The sequence below is a fragment of the Nostoc sp. CmiVER01 genome (assembly GCF_034531135.2).
Lineage (GTDB): Bacteria > Cyanobacteriota > Cyanobacteriia > Cyanobacteriales > Nostocaceae > Nostoc.
Genome location: NZ_JAVRBU020000030.1, coordinates 1 through 12391, shown reverse-complemented (window position 1 = coordinate 12391; position 12391 = coordinate 1). Strand labels below are relative to the sequence as shown.

15 protein-coding genes and 1 pseudogene are annotated in these 12391 nt (G+C 40.5%); 11 read left to right on the top strand and 5 right to left on the bottom strand.

What is annotated here, in order from left to right; genetic code table 11:
- Positions 1–11: 11 nt before the first annotated feature.
- Positions 12–395 (bottom strand): hypothetical protein, encoded by a 384-nt coding sequence (locus RMZ43_RS33500; protein ID WP_322652238.1) that lies wholly within the window; start codon positions 393–395, stop codon positions 12–14.
- Positions 396–1124: 729 nt separating this feature from the next.
- Here RMZ43_RS33500 and RMZ43_RS33495 point away from each other — a divergent pair.
- The 5 genes from RMZ43_RS33495 to RMZ43_RS33475 all read left to right on the top strand — a co-directional run bounded on the left by RMZ43_RS33495 (position 1125) and on the right by RMZ43_RS33475 (position 2996).
- A complete protein-coding gene (locus tag RMZ43_RS33495) occupies positions 1125–1397 on the top strand; it encodes a chaplin (protein WP_322652239.1) in 273 nt (90 codons plus the stop codon).
- A 142-nt stretch (positions 1398–1539) separates the two neighbouring features.
- Positions 1540–1767, top strand: a complete 228-nt coding sequence (locus tag RMZ43_RS33490; RefSeq protein ID WP_322652240.1) for a hypothetical protein — start codon at positions 1540–1542, stop codon at positions 1765–1767.
- Positions 1767–1814 carry a hypothetical protein gene (locus tag RMZ43_RS33485; protein ID WP_416212402.1) on the top strand — a complete coding sequence of 16 codons (48 nt, stop codon included), beginning with the start codon at positions 1767–1769 and terminating at the stop codon, positions 1812–1814. The genes RMZ43_RS33490 and RMZ43_RS33485 overlap by 1 nt, the downstream gene beginning before the upstream one ends.
- A 73-nt stretch (positions 1815–1887) precedes the next feature.
- Positions 1888–2811 carry a peroxiredoxin family protein gene (locus RMZ43_RS33480; protein WP_322652241.1) on the top strand — a complete coding sequence of 308 codons (924 nt, stop codon included), beginning with the start codon at positions 1888–1890 and terminating at the stop codon, positions 2809–2811.
- Between the two features lie 20 nt (positions 2812–2831).
- Positions 2832–2996, top strand: a complete 165-nt coding sequence (locus RMZ43_RS33475) for a hypothetical protein (protein ID WP_322650212.1) — start codon at positions 2832–2834, stop codon at positions 2994–2996.
- Positions 2997–3037: 41 nt separating this feature from the next.
- Here RMZ43_RS33475 and RMZ43_RS33470 read toward each other — a convergent pair whose 3' ends face one another.
- Positions 3038–3931, bottom strand: coding sequence for an isopenicillin N synthase family dioxygenase (locus RMZ43_RS33470; RefSeq protein WP_322652242.1), 894 nt, complete (start codon positions 3929–3931; stop codon positions 3038–3040).
- A gap of 85 nt (positions 3932–4016) precedes the next feature.
- Here RMZ43_RS33470 and RMZ43_RS33465 point away from each other — a divergent pair, with 85 nt between their 5' ends.
- Positions 4017–4601, top strand: a complete 585-nt coding sequence (locus RMZ43_RS33465; protein ID WP_322652243.1) for an Npun_F5749 family FMN-dependent PPOX-type flavoprotein — start codon at positions 4017–4019, stop codon at positions 4599–4601.
- Positions 4602–4700: 99 nt separating this feature from the next.
- Here the strand turns inward: RMZ43_RS33465 and cysE are convergent, their stop codons facing one another.
- The 3 genes from cysE to RMZ43_RS33450 form a co-directional block, all read right to left on the bottom strand.
- Positions 4701–5465: a serine O-acetyltransferase gene (cysE, locus tag RMZ43_RS33460; RefSeq protein ID WP_322650209.1), complete on the bottom strand. Its 765-nt coding sequence runs from the start codon at positions 5463–5465 to the stop codon at positions 4701–4703.
- A 152-nt stretch (positions 5466–5617) separates the two neighbouring features.
- On the bottom strand, positions 5618–6106 hold the full coding sequence (locus tag RMZ43_RS33455) for a hypothetical protein (protein WP_322652244.1): 489 nt from the start codon (positions 6104–6106) through the stop codon (positions 5618–5620).
- A gap of 433 nt (positions 6107–6539) precedes the next feature.
- On the bottom strand, positions 6540–8201 hold the full coding sequence (locus tag RMZ43_RS33450) for a DUF3352 domain-containing protein (protein ID WP_322652245.1): 1662 nt from the start codon (positions 8199–8201) through the stop codon (positions 6540–6542).
- Positions 8202–8357: 156 nt separating this feature from the next.
- Between RMZ43_RS33450 and RMZ43_RS33445 the strand changes: the two genes are divergently transcribed.
- The 5 genes and pseudogenes from RMZ43_RS33445 to RMZ43_RS33425 all read left to right on the top strand — a co-directional run.
- Positions 8358–8690: a rhodanese-like domain-containing protein gene (locus tag RMZ43_RS33445; protein ID WP_322652246.1), complete on the top strand. Its 333-nt coding sequence runs from the start codon at positions 8358–8360 to the stop codon at positions 8688–8690.
- 425 nt (positions 8691–9115) lie between these two features.
- Positions 9116–10204, top strand: coding sequence for a heat-inducible transcriptional repressor HrcA (gene hrcA / locus RMZ43_RS33440; RefSeq protein WP_322650205.1), 1089 nt, complete (start codon positions 9116–9118; stop codon positions 10202–10204).
- Positions 10205–10309: 105 nt separating this feature from the next.
- Entirely contained in the window at positions 10310–10987 is a 678-nt protein-coding gene (locus tag RMZ43_RS33435) for a DUF2834 domain-containing protein (protein ID WP_322652247.1), read from the top strand.
- Between the two features lie 193 nt (positions 10988–11180).
- The gene (locus RMZ43_RS33430; protein WP_322652250.1) at positions 11181–11852 is read left to right on the top strand and encodes a hypothetical protein; all 672 of its coding nucleotides are present in this window, start codon (positions 11181–11183) and stop codon (positions 11850–11852) included.
- A gap of 303 nt (positions 11853–12155) precedes the next feature.
- Positions 12156–12391, top strand: a pseudogene (locus tag RMZ43_RS33425) (photosystem II q(b) protein); the annotation flags it as partial.

Below are 12391 nucleotides of genomic sequence, written 5' to 3'. Positions count from 1 at the left end.
TTCTATTCGATTTACGAAACAGTAGGTGCAGGTTCACCGAGAGCAGAAACCACGCTTTTACGCACATTAGGCTTGCGATCGCTTTTACGAATACCTCCAGCCATCTGATACTCATAGCTATTCTTACCAAATTTATAAGCAATACCACGCAAAATTTGCTCAGAATAATCTGCTAAATCTTGCTCATTTTCAAGGATCTGGGTTAGCAAGACATCAATAGTAGAGAGGGTAGTATTGTATGCTTCTAGAGATTGTCGCAGGGTTTCGATTTTTCCAGTATAATCTTTGACTGACAATCCTTCTCCGACATCTAGACTTGAATTGATAGATTTAACGCTTGCTAGACGTGTTTCAGCTTTGCCAAGAATACGTGAATTACGTTTTGGTCTTGCCATAATTGTTACTTATTTTTTAAATTTACCATAACTCTATAATGGACAATTGTTTCAAAAGTTGTCATACGTAAAATTATTGGTTTTTATTTAAAAACCTAAAATTTAAGTAATTTCCAGCTACTTCTGATAACGTCAGAGCGGAATTTGATCCAGAGTGCGCGAAATACTCAAACGTGAAGGCGGAATTTGATCCAGGGAAAGCGGAATTTGATCCAGAGTGCGCGAAACACTCAAACGTAAAAGCGGAATTTGATCCAGAGTGCGCGAAACACTCAAACGTGAAAGCGGAATTTGATCCAGGGAAGGCAGAATTTGATCCAGAGTGCGCGAAACAGATGTGACTACGGCTATAACAAATTTTTGTGCGAGATTATACTAGTACGCCACGGCGGAAATAGAGCAACCATTTAAAATTCCTAAAAAGCTGATTCCATAATACTTTTGACTTTTGACTTCCGCTTTGCGGTACTAGTTATTTAAAGTTTATAAATAAGACAAAGTAAGAAAAGTGGGAAAAGTAGGATGTTTTACATAAGCTACTGATAATCATGTTTTTATGTTGTAAACTACATAGATATAAAAAGTAACCAGCAAATACACAGGCAAAGTAGCCATTTCAAATAAATAGCGATCGCTAGCATGATGTATTCAATTTTTTGATAATTCATGTAAGAGAGCCATAGCACATTCAATCACACAGTTTGAAAATAACAAAAAGAGTGAAACCAGATGTTAAAAATATTTTCAACAAAGAAACAAGCAACAAAACAAGCACCTACACACACTCAAGAAGATAGTGAATTGTTTACAGAACTAGATGATGCTGATTTATTAGCTATAGTTGGCGGAGATTCAAGTGCAGATGGTGCTGCTATTGGTAGTCCTGGAGTTCTTTCGGGAAACCTTGTTCAAGTACCTGTTCATGTACCCGTTAACGTTTGTGTTGATAGTGTCAATGTAATTGCTCTACTTAACCCAGCTTTCGGCAATACTTGTAAATAAAGTAACCATTTGCACTCTATTGGCTATTACGCTGAAATAGCGATCGCTAGCATGATGTATTCAATTTTTTGATAATTCATGTAAGACAGCCATAGCACACTCAATCACACAGTTTGAAAACAACAAAAAGAGTCAAACCATCATGTTAAAAATATTCTCCACAAAGAAACAAGTAACAAAACAAACGCCTACACTCATTCAACAGGATTTGGAATTGTTTGAAGAACTAGATGATGCTGATTTATTAGCTATAGTTGGCGGAGCAAAAATAGTGGATTTGGAATCACAATTAGAAAAATTGAATCCACAAACAGAAGTGGGTAAAGCGTTGTTGAAATCGTTAGAAGCTTTAGTTAAGGGAGCCGAGTAATTGGCTTACTTAACCCAGCTTTTGGGAATACTTGTGTAAATGCGTAATGATTTGCGCGTGTAAATTCGTAACGATTTACGCTCTATTGACTATTACGATTAAATAGCGATCGCCAGCATTATGTATTCACTTTCTGTTATAAGTTCTTTAGTGGTTGGCAGTGTATTTCTGGTGACTGGTGTTGTCAAAGCACTCGCACCTACAAGATTTATTATTCACATCAGTCATTTGCAGTTATTTCCGCCAAAAGTGAATATAGGTGCAGCGATCGCTTTTACAATTCTAGAGTGCATCCTTGGAATAGCCTTGATTTTGCGTCTGTTTCCCCAATGGCTATTTCTCGGTACAATTGTTTTATTATTACTCCTATCAAGCTTAACTTATTGGAGTACTTCGACCAAACGCACAGATGATTGTGGTTGCTATAACGGTCTAATTGACATCAGTCCTAAACAAAGTTTACTCCTCAATGCTCTCTACATTACTTTGATGGGGTTGGCTTGGTTTTATCCAGTTGCCAATATTTTAACTGTTTCACAACAAGTAACGGCATTATTAATTTCTTTAACAACAAGTTGTCTATTAACTGCTGTTTCATATATATATTTCTGGAAGCAGAAAAAACCTATCCTAAATTTAGAGCCGCTTCAGGTTAATCGTCGTTGGCAACCTCAATGGCTAAAGGAATATCCCAAAAGCTTAACAACCGGAGAAAAACTGGTTGTGTTTTTAATGCCTGGTTGTCCAACGTGCAAAAACTGGTTGAAAGTGCTAAAAGTGGTTCACCAAAGAACTGATTTACCTGATGTAGTGGCAGGAGTTCCCCAAACATCAGAACAAGTTCAAGAATTTGTTCAATCTAATAATATTAACTTTCCGGTAGTGGCAATGAATCCTACTGTCGTGGCACGCTTAACCAATGCTTTTCCAACTGCTGTATTGTTAGAGGACGGTATAATTCGAGAGAAATGGTTAGGAGTGATGCCGCTAGACTTTGTTAAACGCGTTAAACCAAACTTATCTGTTCCTAGCGGCTCATTTTAACTTGTCCTAAGATAAGCGATATGGTAACGTGCGTAGGCGATTACGTTAACGTGAGTTTGACAGCTTTTGAGCAAAACCTACGCAGTATTGATTCGACTTGTGTGTACACCGTAGCCGTGTCGGAGATGGGTTGGGGAGAGGTTCATCGAACTCACGTTACGTTAGCGAGTCCGCGTACTCTGTAAGAGTTGCAAGCTACGCTTTTAGCGTCTTGTAGAGAGCGTCATTACGAATTACCATAAGTTGCTTGTAAACGTTGTAAAAGATATTCTCCCGCAAGGATAGGCGGATAAATAGGCGATTGTTCTTTCTGGCAACTTTCTAGACAAACTATTTCTGTCTCATCATTAGGATGACAGAAAAAAGCTATAGAATAACGCGACTGGTTTACCTTGTTATCGCTGGGAATCATCACTCGATGCTTGGTTGAGCAAAATATATCATTTGTCCACCGTTGCATTAAATCGCCAGTATTAACTACCACAGTATCAGAAATCGCAGGTGCAGCAATCCATTCTTTAGATGCTGTTTGTACTTCCAACCCGCCAACGTCATCTTGGAAAAGTAAAGTAATACTGCCATAATCGGAATGCTCACCAGCACGCACCTGTCCGGGTTTGGGTGGTGTCTGCAATGGGGGATAGTGGAGCGATCGCAAGGTATGATTTTGTTGATTGTGTCTTGTGATAAAAAAATCTTCTGGCAATTCCAACGCCAAAGCATAAGCTTGTAACACTGTGTTAGCAAGTTCTGTGCAACTATCATAAAAGCCAAGAATAGAAGCATCTATCTCCATAGCCGCTTGTTTGTTTACATTAAATGCCTCTTTCAAGTCGCCTGGTTTGTTGGGGTCAAGACGTTCTCTCTCAAGACCAACATATCCTGTATTATTAAACTCATTACTCCAAGCTTGCTTTTGCTTAACTTCTAAGGATAAATTAAAAAAATATTTACTGTAACTGAATACTTGCTTTATTAAGTCTTTTGATATTCCTGAATTATGCAAGTACATGAAGCCAATTTCATGGCAAGCTTGATAGATTTGTTTGATGATATTTTGCCGAGTTGTTATGTTGCCATTGCTAAAGGCAGTTAAATCTATTATTGGAATTGTAACCATTTATTATATATAAATATAAATAGAAAGTTTGTGTTTTTGTTTTGTTAACAGTAGTATACCTAATACTTAAGTACGAAATTTTATAATGACTCTTGCTCCTTGGCGAAGCGCGATCGCTCATGCACTCCATCGCAACCGCAGCCTTATTTATGCCCGTTACCTGCAACTAGCAACCGTGCAGCCGAACGGTCGTCCTGCTAATCGTACCCTAGTCTTTCGTGGCTTTCTAGAAGATACAAACCAGCTAAAATTTATTACCGATACTCGTAGCGCTAAAGCCGACCAAATACAGCAACAACCTTGGGCAGAAGTTTGCTGGTACTTCCCCAATACACGCGAACAATTCCGCATCACTGGCTGTTTGACCCTGGTAAGCGGTGATGATTCTCATCAGGATTTAAAGCTAGCCCGCATTTCCATTTGGCAAGAATTGAGTGATGCTGCACGTTTACAGTTTGCTTGGCCGCATCCTGGTAAATCCAGAGTTGAAAACCCAGAAGCTTTTGCACCACCAGCACCCGACCTCGTGCAGCCATTGCCTAATTTTTGCCTACTGCTACTCGACCCACTCCAGGTAGACCACTTAGAATTACGCGGCGAACCGCAAAATAGAAAGTTTTATCGCCGCGATGAAAATCAGGAATGGTTTTGTGAAGAAATTAATCCTTAATTTTTTGAAAGGGGAGTAGGGAGTAGGGAGTAGGAGAGGCAGGGGAAGCAGGGGAAGAAATAAGCAATGCCCCATTTCTTATTCCCCATTCCCCATTCCCTAAATGCCAGCACCATCTAGAAATTGCTGGATAGTCTTATCTTTGAGGTTACACCAGCGAGTATCGTGGGTTAGCTCATCCTCTTTGGTGGCTAAACAACCCACTAAAACAGGAGTATTTTCTGAAGAATTGCTGCGCTGAAGAGTTTGTATTTGTTCTTCCAACGCCTCAATTCTGTCAACTAAAGCACGAATTACTTGGGCTTCTGAATCTGGTAAGTTATTGTGTTCAAGAGGTGCAACCCGAACTCCAGAACGATACATAATGCGCCCAGGCACACCTACCACAGTACAGTCTGAAGGGACATCCCTTAGAACAACAGACCCAGCGCCAATACGGACATTATTACCAATTTGGATATTGCCCAGTACCTTAGCTCCAGCCCCAACTACGACATTTTCACCTACAGTTGGATGGCGCTTACCACATTCTTTACCAGTACCCCCAAGGGTGACACCTTGATAAATTAGGGCATAGTCTCCCACGATCGCAGTTTCACCAATTACTACACCCATCCCGTGGTCAATAAACACACTTTTTCCAATTGTTGCACCAGGGTGGATTTCAATTCCAGTCAAAAACCGAGCCAGGTGAGAAATCAAGCGAGGAAAAAAGGGAAGACCAACAGTGTACAACCAGTGAGCCAGCCTATGGAATAGCAGGGCTTGCAAACCAGGGTAACAAAATAAAACTTCCAACCAGTTACGAGCAGCTGGGTCACGTTCAAATATGATACGAAAGTCAGCACGCAGTATAGATAGCACGAGATAGCACCCTCGGAAAGCACAACAAGCTACTCTCCCATATTATCCTCTCAGACGTTACACCTCAAAATTGGGAATTGGGAATTGGGCATTGGGCATTGCTTATTTCTCCCCCTGCCTCCCCTGCTCCCTCATCCCCACTCCTCACTTCACTACTGCTCTACTTTCAGGGTGTAATCGCGCTTGGCTCCAGGATTAAATGTACCCACCCAAATCCGATACGTGCCTCTTTTCCAGTTGCGATCGCTAACGCTAGCATCTTTACTTTTACCAGTGTCATCGCCGCACCGAATTGTAGTCTGGTCTGGCCCTTTAATCAATAAAGTGGTGTCATTGCCGTTGCTATCGACTTGTATTGTCATCTGGGGAAAGTCTTTTTCCAAAACCATAATATGATCTGGATTAGGATCAGCAAAACCAATACATGGTTTTTGATCGCGATCGCGGTTACTTATGGCAGACAATGAGTAAGAACCACCTGTAAACCCCTGCACTGTTTCTGGTACTGGATTAGAGTTTGTTGACAGGGTAAAAGTACCAAAATTCGCTGTCTGTGCTATTACAGGCGTAGCTGTGATGGCGGAAATTATAGCCAACAACCAGCCGCCGCTAAAGTTAAGTCGGGGGCGACAGTATTTCATAGTAGCCCTCCAACAGGCTCTTAAATTAGTAATGATATATACATATTCTAATGAAAAAATTACAGGGAAATTTCAGTTGGTTGTGCCACATTAAAATGTGCCACAATTGAGTGTTTTTCAAGCAGACAGCTAATTGCTAGGCTGTTTCTTCATATAAACGAGCATAGATTATCAAAAAACGGTTTCCCTAAAACTTCTACTAGTTTGAGAATCGGTACTTGACGTTCTAACAAATTCTGGCTTTTTGTCTAGTTAAGATATATACAGTATTGATTTTGTAACGGAATCTCACCAATACTACCTTTTAAATTGGGATGTTTATAAAATACAAATAATAAATAGTACATAAAATCTCCGTAAATATCATGGGATAAGAAAATGCAGAAGGTTAAAAATTATCTGACCTTCTGCACTTTGAACTTTTATGAAAATCTCATGAGTTATTGAGTTGGAAGAAAACGCCACCTTTGAGCGCTCCTGTGTCAGTTCCATAACTGCTAACTGTGAGCGATCGCAGATTATCAAAAAACGGTTTCCCTAAAACTTCTACTAGTTTAAGAATCGGTACTTGACGCTCTAACAAATTATGGCTCTTTGTCCAGTCAAGATATATATAGCCTTGATTTGGTAATGGAATCGCAGCAATACTATCTTTGAAATTGGGATTGTGAATTAAGGAATTATCCTTGGCTGTGAGAATTTCATCCATCGTTTCTAGATCAGAGGTGAAAATTTCGTAATTTCCTAAAGTTGTATGCAATCCTCGCACTTTTGTTTCAATACTGAAGGATGTTCCCTCTTTAACATCACTTTTTTTTGTAGCTGTAGTTAACTCTGTCCAAGCAGAGATTTTTTGCTTGGACAGAGTTAAGAGATTAATACTGAGTCCATTGGATGAAGCGATCGCATCTAATCGAGCAACACCTTTATCCACACTCTCGGATTTTTCCACCGCAAAAATCCAATGAGGGATTGTTTGCTCTTTCCCAGGTAACAATGCGATCGCATATTCTCCTTGTACCCAGCTAAAAATATCCTCTGGTAAGTTTATACCCCAGCGTTTTTGAACATCCGCCAAAGGTTTTGCGAACCGAGAAACTACATCTTCCTCAGAACCATATATAGTAGCTGTTGCTTGTCTCCAAAGTTTGGCTAAATCACTGTTACCCAAATTATTTAAATTTGAGCCAGAAATTGCCAAACCTGCGGACGCTGGAACATACTGCAATGCTCCCACAGGTTTAGATAGTGGTGAAGATGGGGAAACAATTTCTGATGAAGTTAAAAAGCTGGTTTCTGCAAGCAAACCTTTGGGATTTAACGCCAAGGAAATAATTTCGCTGTTATATGTTTGTTCTGGAAATTCTAAACCTTGCCATTTTGCCACGATGGGAAGATTTAAGAAAGCTACAGCTAAACCCCCTTTAGAAAATTGTTTTGTTGCTTTTTGGTATTCGGGGGAGCTAGTCAAATTCAGATCGGGCGCTTGGACATTATTAATGGCATCTCGCAACACTTTCGGATCGTTGGCAAACAACACAAAGCCTTCACCAACAACAGCACCTGCAAGCAAGTCCTGCTCTGGTTGAGAATTGTCAGAAATCAGCTTTACACCTTTGTATTGTTCAACAGCTAAGTTTGCCCCACCTAACGCCCGTTTGGAAAACAACAATTCGACAAACTCGCGGCTTTTCTGTGGTTGCTTGGTTGCTAGTGCCAGCAAATACCCTGGCTGCTGTCCGTTTTCTCGATCGCGATCAATATCTAAAGTGGTGACAGCTAGGGTAATTTCATCCCCTAACCAAGGTTGAACGTCTTCTTTGTAATCTATGCCACTCTTGGCGAATAAACTGGTTTTAAGTTTAGATAGTTCTCCTTCACCCTCTAATGCCTGCAAACGGTCAGGATTCACCAGTAATGAAACCATTGCTGGGGAAAGTTTCGACACAAAGATGGCTGCATTAGGCCCAGAGGTAGAAGCAGTGAGGTTAGCCGGATTTTTGGCGGAAAACCAGTAAAAGCCAGCGATCGCAATTACTAGCAGTGCGATCGCACCAGCTACGATAAAACCAATAAATGAGCGTTGCCTATTCACATTAAACCTTTAAAAAGACGGTTTACAGCCATTTAAGCAGAAAGCCTACCAGAATCTATCAGCCTTCTTGAGAATGGATACTCATGCAAAGGCAGAGATTTTCTGTCACCATAAATAGGATTACGACTATTTATAGGGAATTCTTTTAGTCAACCCATGAACCAGATTAGTGTACAAGAACTGGCACAACGTCTTTCTTCTGGTGATACAAGTATTCAGCTAGTAGATGTACGCGAACCACAAGAATTAGAAATTGCTAGCATTGAGGGCTTTGTCAACCTACCCTTAAGTCAATTTCCCGAATGGGGAGATCAAGTCCCTACCCTCTTCAATCCTCAAGCTGAAACCCTTGTACTATGCCACCACGGTATCCGCTCTGCTCAGATGTGCCAGTGGTTAATTGCTCAAGGTTTTACAAATGTGCAAAATATATCGGGTGGTATTGATGCTTATTCCGTTTTAGTAGACCATTCAATTCCCCAGTATTAGCTTATGTCTAGGTGCATTACTTAGATGGAAGAATAAATAACTTCCATCTAGCTTTTGCTATGCTAAAAATAGCAGTAAATAAACTTAGGGGCTTGCCAGGAAAGCTTATAACTTTCTCCACTGGCTAAATATTTACGAAACTTTTCGACCCCAATCTTAGCTGCGATCGCCGCAAAAATACGTATACAATAATACTTTTCTAAGTGTAGAATTATGCAAAAATAAGCCAGAAAAGGATGTTGTAAATTCAAACTCTCAGCTTTTGCTACAAAGATCCATTAAAAGAATGGTGTACATGAACCTTAAGATTAACAATCGCAATATAATTGTATAATTTGTTATCTTAATAAATTATTAATATTCTTTTTTTTCAATCAAACCAAAAAATTTTTCGATTAAAATTTGCCTCTAGCAAAACATACCCTATGGAAGTCCAGTTAACAAATCGACAACAGCATATACTTTGGGCAACGGTACGTCATTACATTGCTACAGCAGAGCCTGTTGGTTCAAAAGCTTTGGTCGAGGAGTACAACCTGGGTGTAAGTTCAGCCACAATTCGCAATGTGATGGGCGTTTTAGAAAAATCCGGGTTACTCTACCAACCACACGCCTCTGCTGGACGTGTACCTTCAGATTCAGGTTATCGCATTTATGTTGACCAGCTAATTACACCGTCAGAAAGTTTAGGACGAGAAGTAGAGGTAGCATTACAAAAGCGCCTCCAGTGGGAAGAGTGGAGTTTAGAAACCCTACTGCAAGGAGCCGCACAAATTTTAGCCACCTTAAGTGGTTGCATTAGCTTGATTACTATGCCGCAAACTACAACAGCATTATTGCGACATCTGCAATTAGTGCAAATTGAAGCAGGGCGGATCATGTTAATTGTAGTTACTGATAATTATGAGACACATTCCAAGTTGATGGATTTGCCACCAATATCAGAAGAAACACAACGAGATTCAGAGGTAATTGATCGCGAGTTACAAATTGTTTCTAACTTTTTGAATACCCACCTGCGAGGCCGAAGTCTGTTGGAATTAGCCAACCTCAACTGGAGCGAACTAGATCAGGAATTCCAACGCTATGGGGAATTTTTGAAAAATTCAGTTGCGGAATTGACTCGTCGCACTCATGCGCCGACTGCAACCCAAATTATGGTTCGGGGTGTGTCAGAAGTTTTGCGCCAGCCAGAATTTTCCCAGTTACAGCAGGTACAAACAATTATCCATCTGCTGGAAGAAGAACAAGATCAACTATGGCGATTAATATTTGAGGAACCAGAGCTTGAGGATGTGGCTAAGTCAAAGGTAACGGTTCGCATCGGTGCAGAAAATCTTCTAGAACCGATACGCACCTGCACCTTGATTTCTTCTACCTATCGCCGAGGTTCAATACCAGTCGGAAGTGTGGGAGTTTTAGGCCCAACGCGTCTAGATTATGAAAGTGCGATCGCAGTAGTAGCATCTGCTGCTGATTACCTCTCAGAAGCTTTCAGTTATTTCAATCCTTAATAGAGACAACCTGCTACGGGTTTAGACAAAAGAACAATACCATAGCAGGTAGATCAGCCGAATTTATAGTGGCAAAATCAATAATTAATACCTTTTAACTCTTTCATGGTTAGAAAAATTGCCTTTGGCCTGCTGTGGTTGGGATTCACTACCTATGCTTTTTTCCTCGCTCCGCCTGAGCAACCTGGTACATTCGAGTTAATTAAAAATCTTTCTACTGGCCAATGGCAAGGCATTAACCCATTAGTCATAGCACTATTCAACCTCATGGGCATCTGGCCTATGATCTACAGCGCAGTAGTATTTATTGATGGTAGAGGACAAAAAATATTTGCTTGGCCATTTGCTACTGCCTCTTTCGGAGTCGGGGCATTTGCCTTATTACCCTATTTAGCCCTTAAAGAACCAAATAATAAGTTTGTTGGTAAAAAGAATGCCTTGCTGAAGCTGCTAGATTCTCGTGTGACTGGGGTTGTCTTGACGGTAGCCACGGTTCTTCTTGTTGTTTATGGTTTAACAGGAGGAGATTGGAGTAATTTTGTGCAACAGTGGCAAACTAACCGCTTCATCAATGTGATGAGTTTAGATTTCTGTCTACTTTGCCTATTATTTCCAGCTTTGCTAGGGGATGATATGGCGCGTCGTGGTTGGAAAAATCCACAGATGTTTTGGTTAATAGCGTTGATACCGCTATTTGGGCCATTGATTTATTTGTGTGTGCGTCCACCTCTACCAGAAGTGGGTGTAGAGGCGATACCCAGTCAGCAGCCATCTGTAAATTAAAGCAATTTTTAATTCATAATTTCAAAACAGTTTCAGTTAGGGTCTAAATCCTCAACTGAAACAAAAATCATGTATAGATTTACCACTATTTTTAAGCAAACTCAAGGCAGCGTTCTACAAAAAGGAGGATTTAGAGGCAAAAAATACCAATTATAAATTAGTAATTATGTTAAATGCACACCATCTAAAGATGATGAATAGAAAAGTTGCATTGTGGTTACTATGGGTTGGATTTATTGCTTATATTTTACTGTTAGCCCCGCCCCTGCATTTACAGGAAACCCTAACTCTGTTGAAAAATATATTTACTCTTCAGTGGCTTGCGATAAATCCAATTATCCTTTCCTTGTTTTCTCTAGTGGGCATCTGGCTATTAATTTACAGTGGTTTGTTGTTCATTGATGGCAGAATGCAAAGGATTTCTTTTTGGCCTTTTGCCTTGGCATCAGTAGCATCAGGAGTGCTTGGTCTGTTACCATATTTGGCTTTGCGTGAATCAAATCAAGAATTTTCTGGGCAAAAGGATGCTTTTTTACGGCTGCTAGATTCTCGTTTTTTTGGGATTGTTTTGAGTTTAAGCACTGCTGGCTTACTTGCCTATGCCTTTATATTAGGTGACTGGGGAGATTTTGTGCAGCAGTTTGAAGGCGATCGCTTTCTTAATGGCATGAGTTTGGCATTTTGCCTTTTTTGTCTTCTATTCCCCACAATCCTTGGCGATGATATCACTCGTCGCCACTGGAATAATCCCCAGGTGTTTTGGACAGCAGCCTTAGTCCCGCTATTAGGCCCGCTTGTTTATCTTTGCTTGCGCCCGCCCCTACCATCAACTATTCGTGAAGAATCGTTAATACCTAATCGGTAATAGATTTCTTTTATTGATCGCCAGGGTTTAATGCCAAGAGGAAGTATGGGAGTTTTGGGGACAAAGCACCTAGATGAGAAAACTGCTTAGGGTAGCCGTCGTAGATATTGCTCTTATCGCTACTGTTGATTACGCAGAACCTCACTTTTTTCAGTGAGTTGGGGATTTTCCATTTTGGGTGCGTAAATCCTAAGAGAAAATTTTTTCTCAAAGTACTTTACAAAACGCAATAAATTCTTTAAGATATGTAACAGGTAGTCAAAGCTACCTAATTCATTCACAAATAATCGCATTCATAAAACAATGACAACAACCTTACAACGTCGCGAAAGCGCCAACGTATGGGATCGGTTTTGCGAGTGGATCACCAGCACCAACAACCGTATTTACATCGGTTGGTTCGGCGTAGTAATGATCCCCACCCTGCTAGCCGCCACCGCTTGCTTCGTAATCGCCTTCATCGCCGCACCTCCAGTAGACATCGATGGCATCCGTGAACCAGTAGCAGGTTCTTTGATCTACGGAAACAACATCATCTC

Excerpts from the sequence above, each read along its gene's own strand:
- RMZ43_RS33500 (WP_322652238.1), bottom strand. The coding sequence starts at position 395 with ATGGCAAGACCAAAACGTAATTCACGTATTCTTGGCAAAGCTGAAACA.
- RMZ43_RS33495 (WP_322652239.1), top strand. The coding sequence starts at position 1,125 with ATGTTAAAAATATTTTCAACAAAGAAACAAGCAACAAAACAAGCACCT.
- RMZ43_RS33490 (WP_322652240.1), top strand. The coding sequence starts at position 1,540 with ATGTTAAAAATATTCTCCACAAAGAAACAAGTAACAAAACAAACGCCT.
- RMZ43_RS33480 (WP_322652241.1), top strand. The coding sequence starts at position 1,888 with ATGTATTCACTTTCTGTTATAAGTTCTTTAGTGGTTGGCAGTGTATTT.
- RMZ43_RS33475 (WP_322650212.1), top strand. The coding sequence starts at position 2,832 with ATGGTAACGTGCGTAGGCGATTACGTTAACGTGAGTTTGACAGCTTTT.
- RMZ43_RS33470 (WP_322652242.1), bottom strand. The coding sequence starts at position 3,931 with ATGGTTACAATTCCAATAATAGATTTAACTGCCTTTAGCAATGGCAAC.
- RMZ43_RS33465 (WP_322652243.1), top strand. The coding sequence starts at position 4,017 with ATGACTCTTGCTCCTTGGCGAAGCGCGATCGCTCATGCACTCCATCGC.
- RMZ43_RS33455 (WP_322652244.1), bottom strand. The coding sequence starts at position 6,106 with ATGAAATACTGTCGCCCCCGACTTAACTTTAGCGGCGGCTGGTTGTTG.
- RMZ43_RS33445 (WP_322652246.1), top strand. The coding sequence starts at position 8,358 with ATGAACCAGATTAGTGTACAAGAACTGGCACAACGTCTTTCTTCTGGT.
- hrcA (WP_322650205.1), top strand. The coding sequence starts at position 9,116 with ATGGAAGTCCAGTTAACAAATCGACAACAGCATATACTTTGGGCAACG.
- RMZ43_RS33435 (WP_322652247.1), top strand. The coding sequence starts at position 10,310 with ATGGTTAGAAAAATTGCCTTTGGCCTGCTGTGGTTGGGATTCACTACC.
- RMZ43_RS33430 (WP_322652250.1), top strand. The coding sequence starts at position 11,181 with ATGAATAGAAAAGTTGCATTGTGGTTACTATGGGTTGGATTTATTGCT.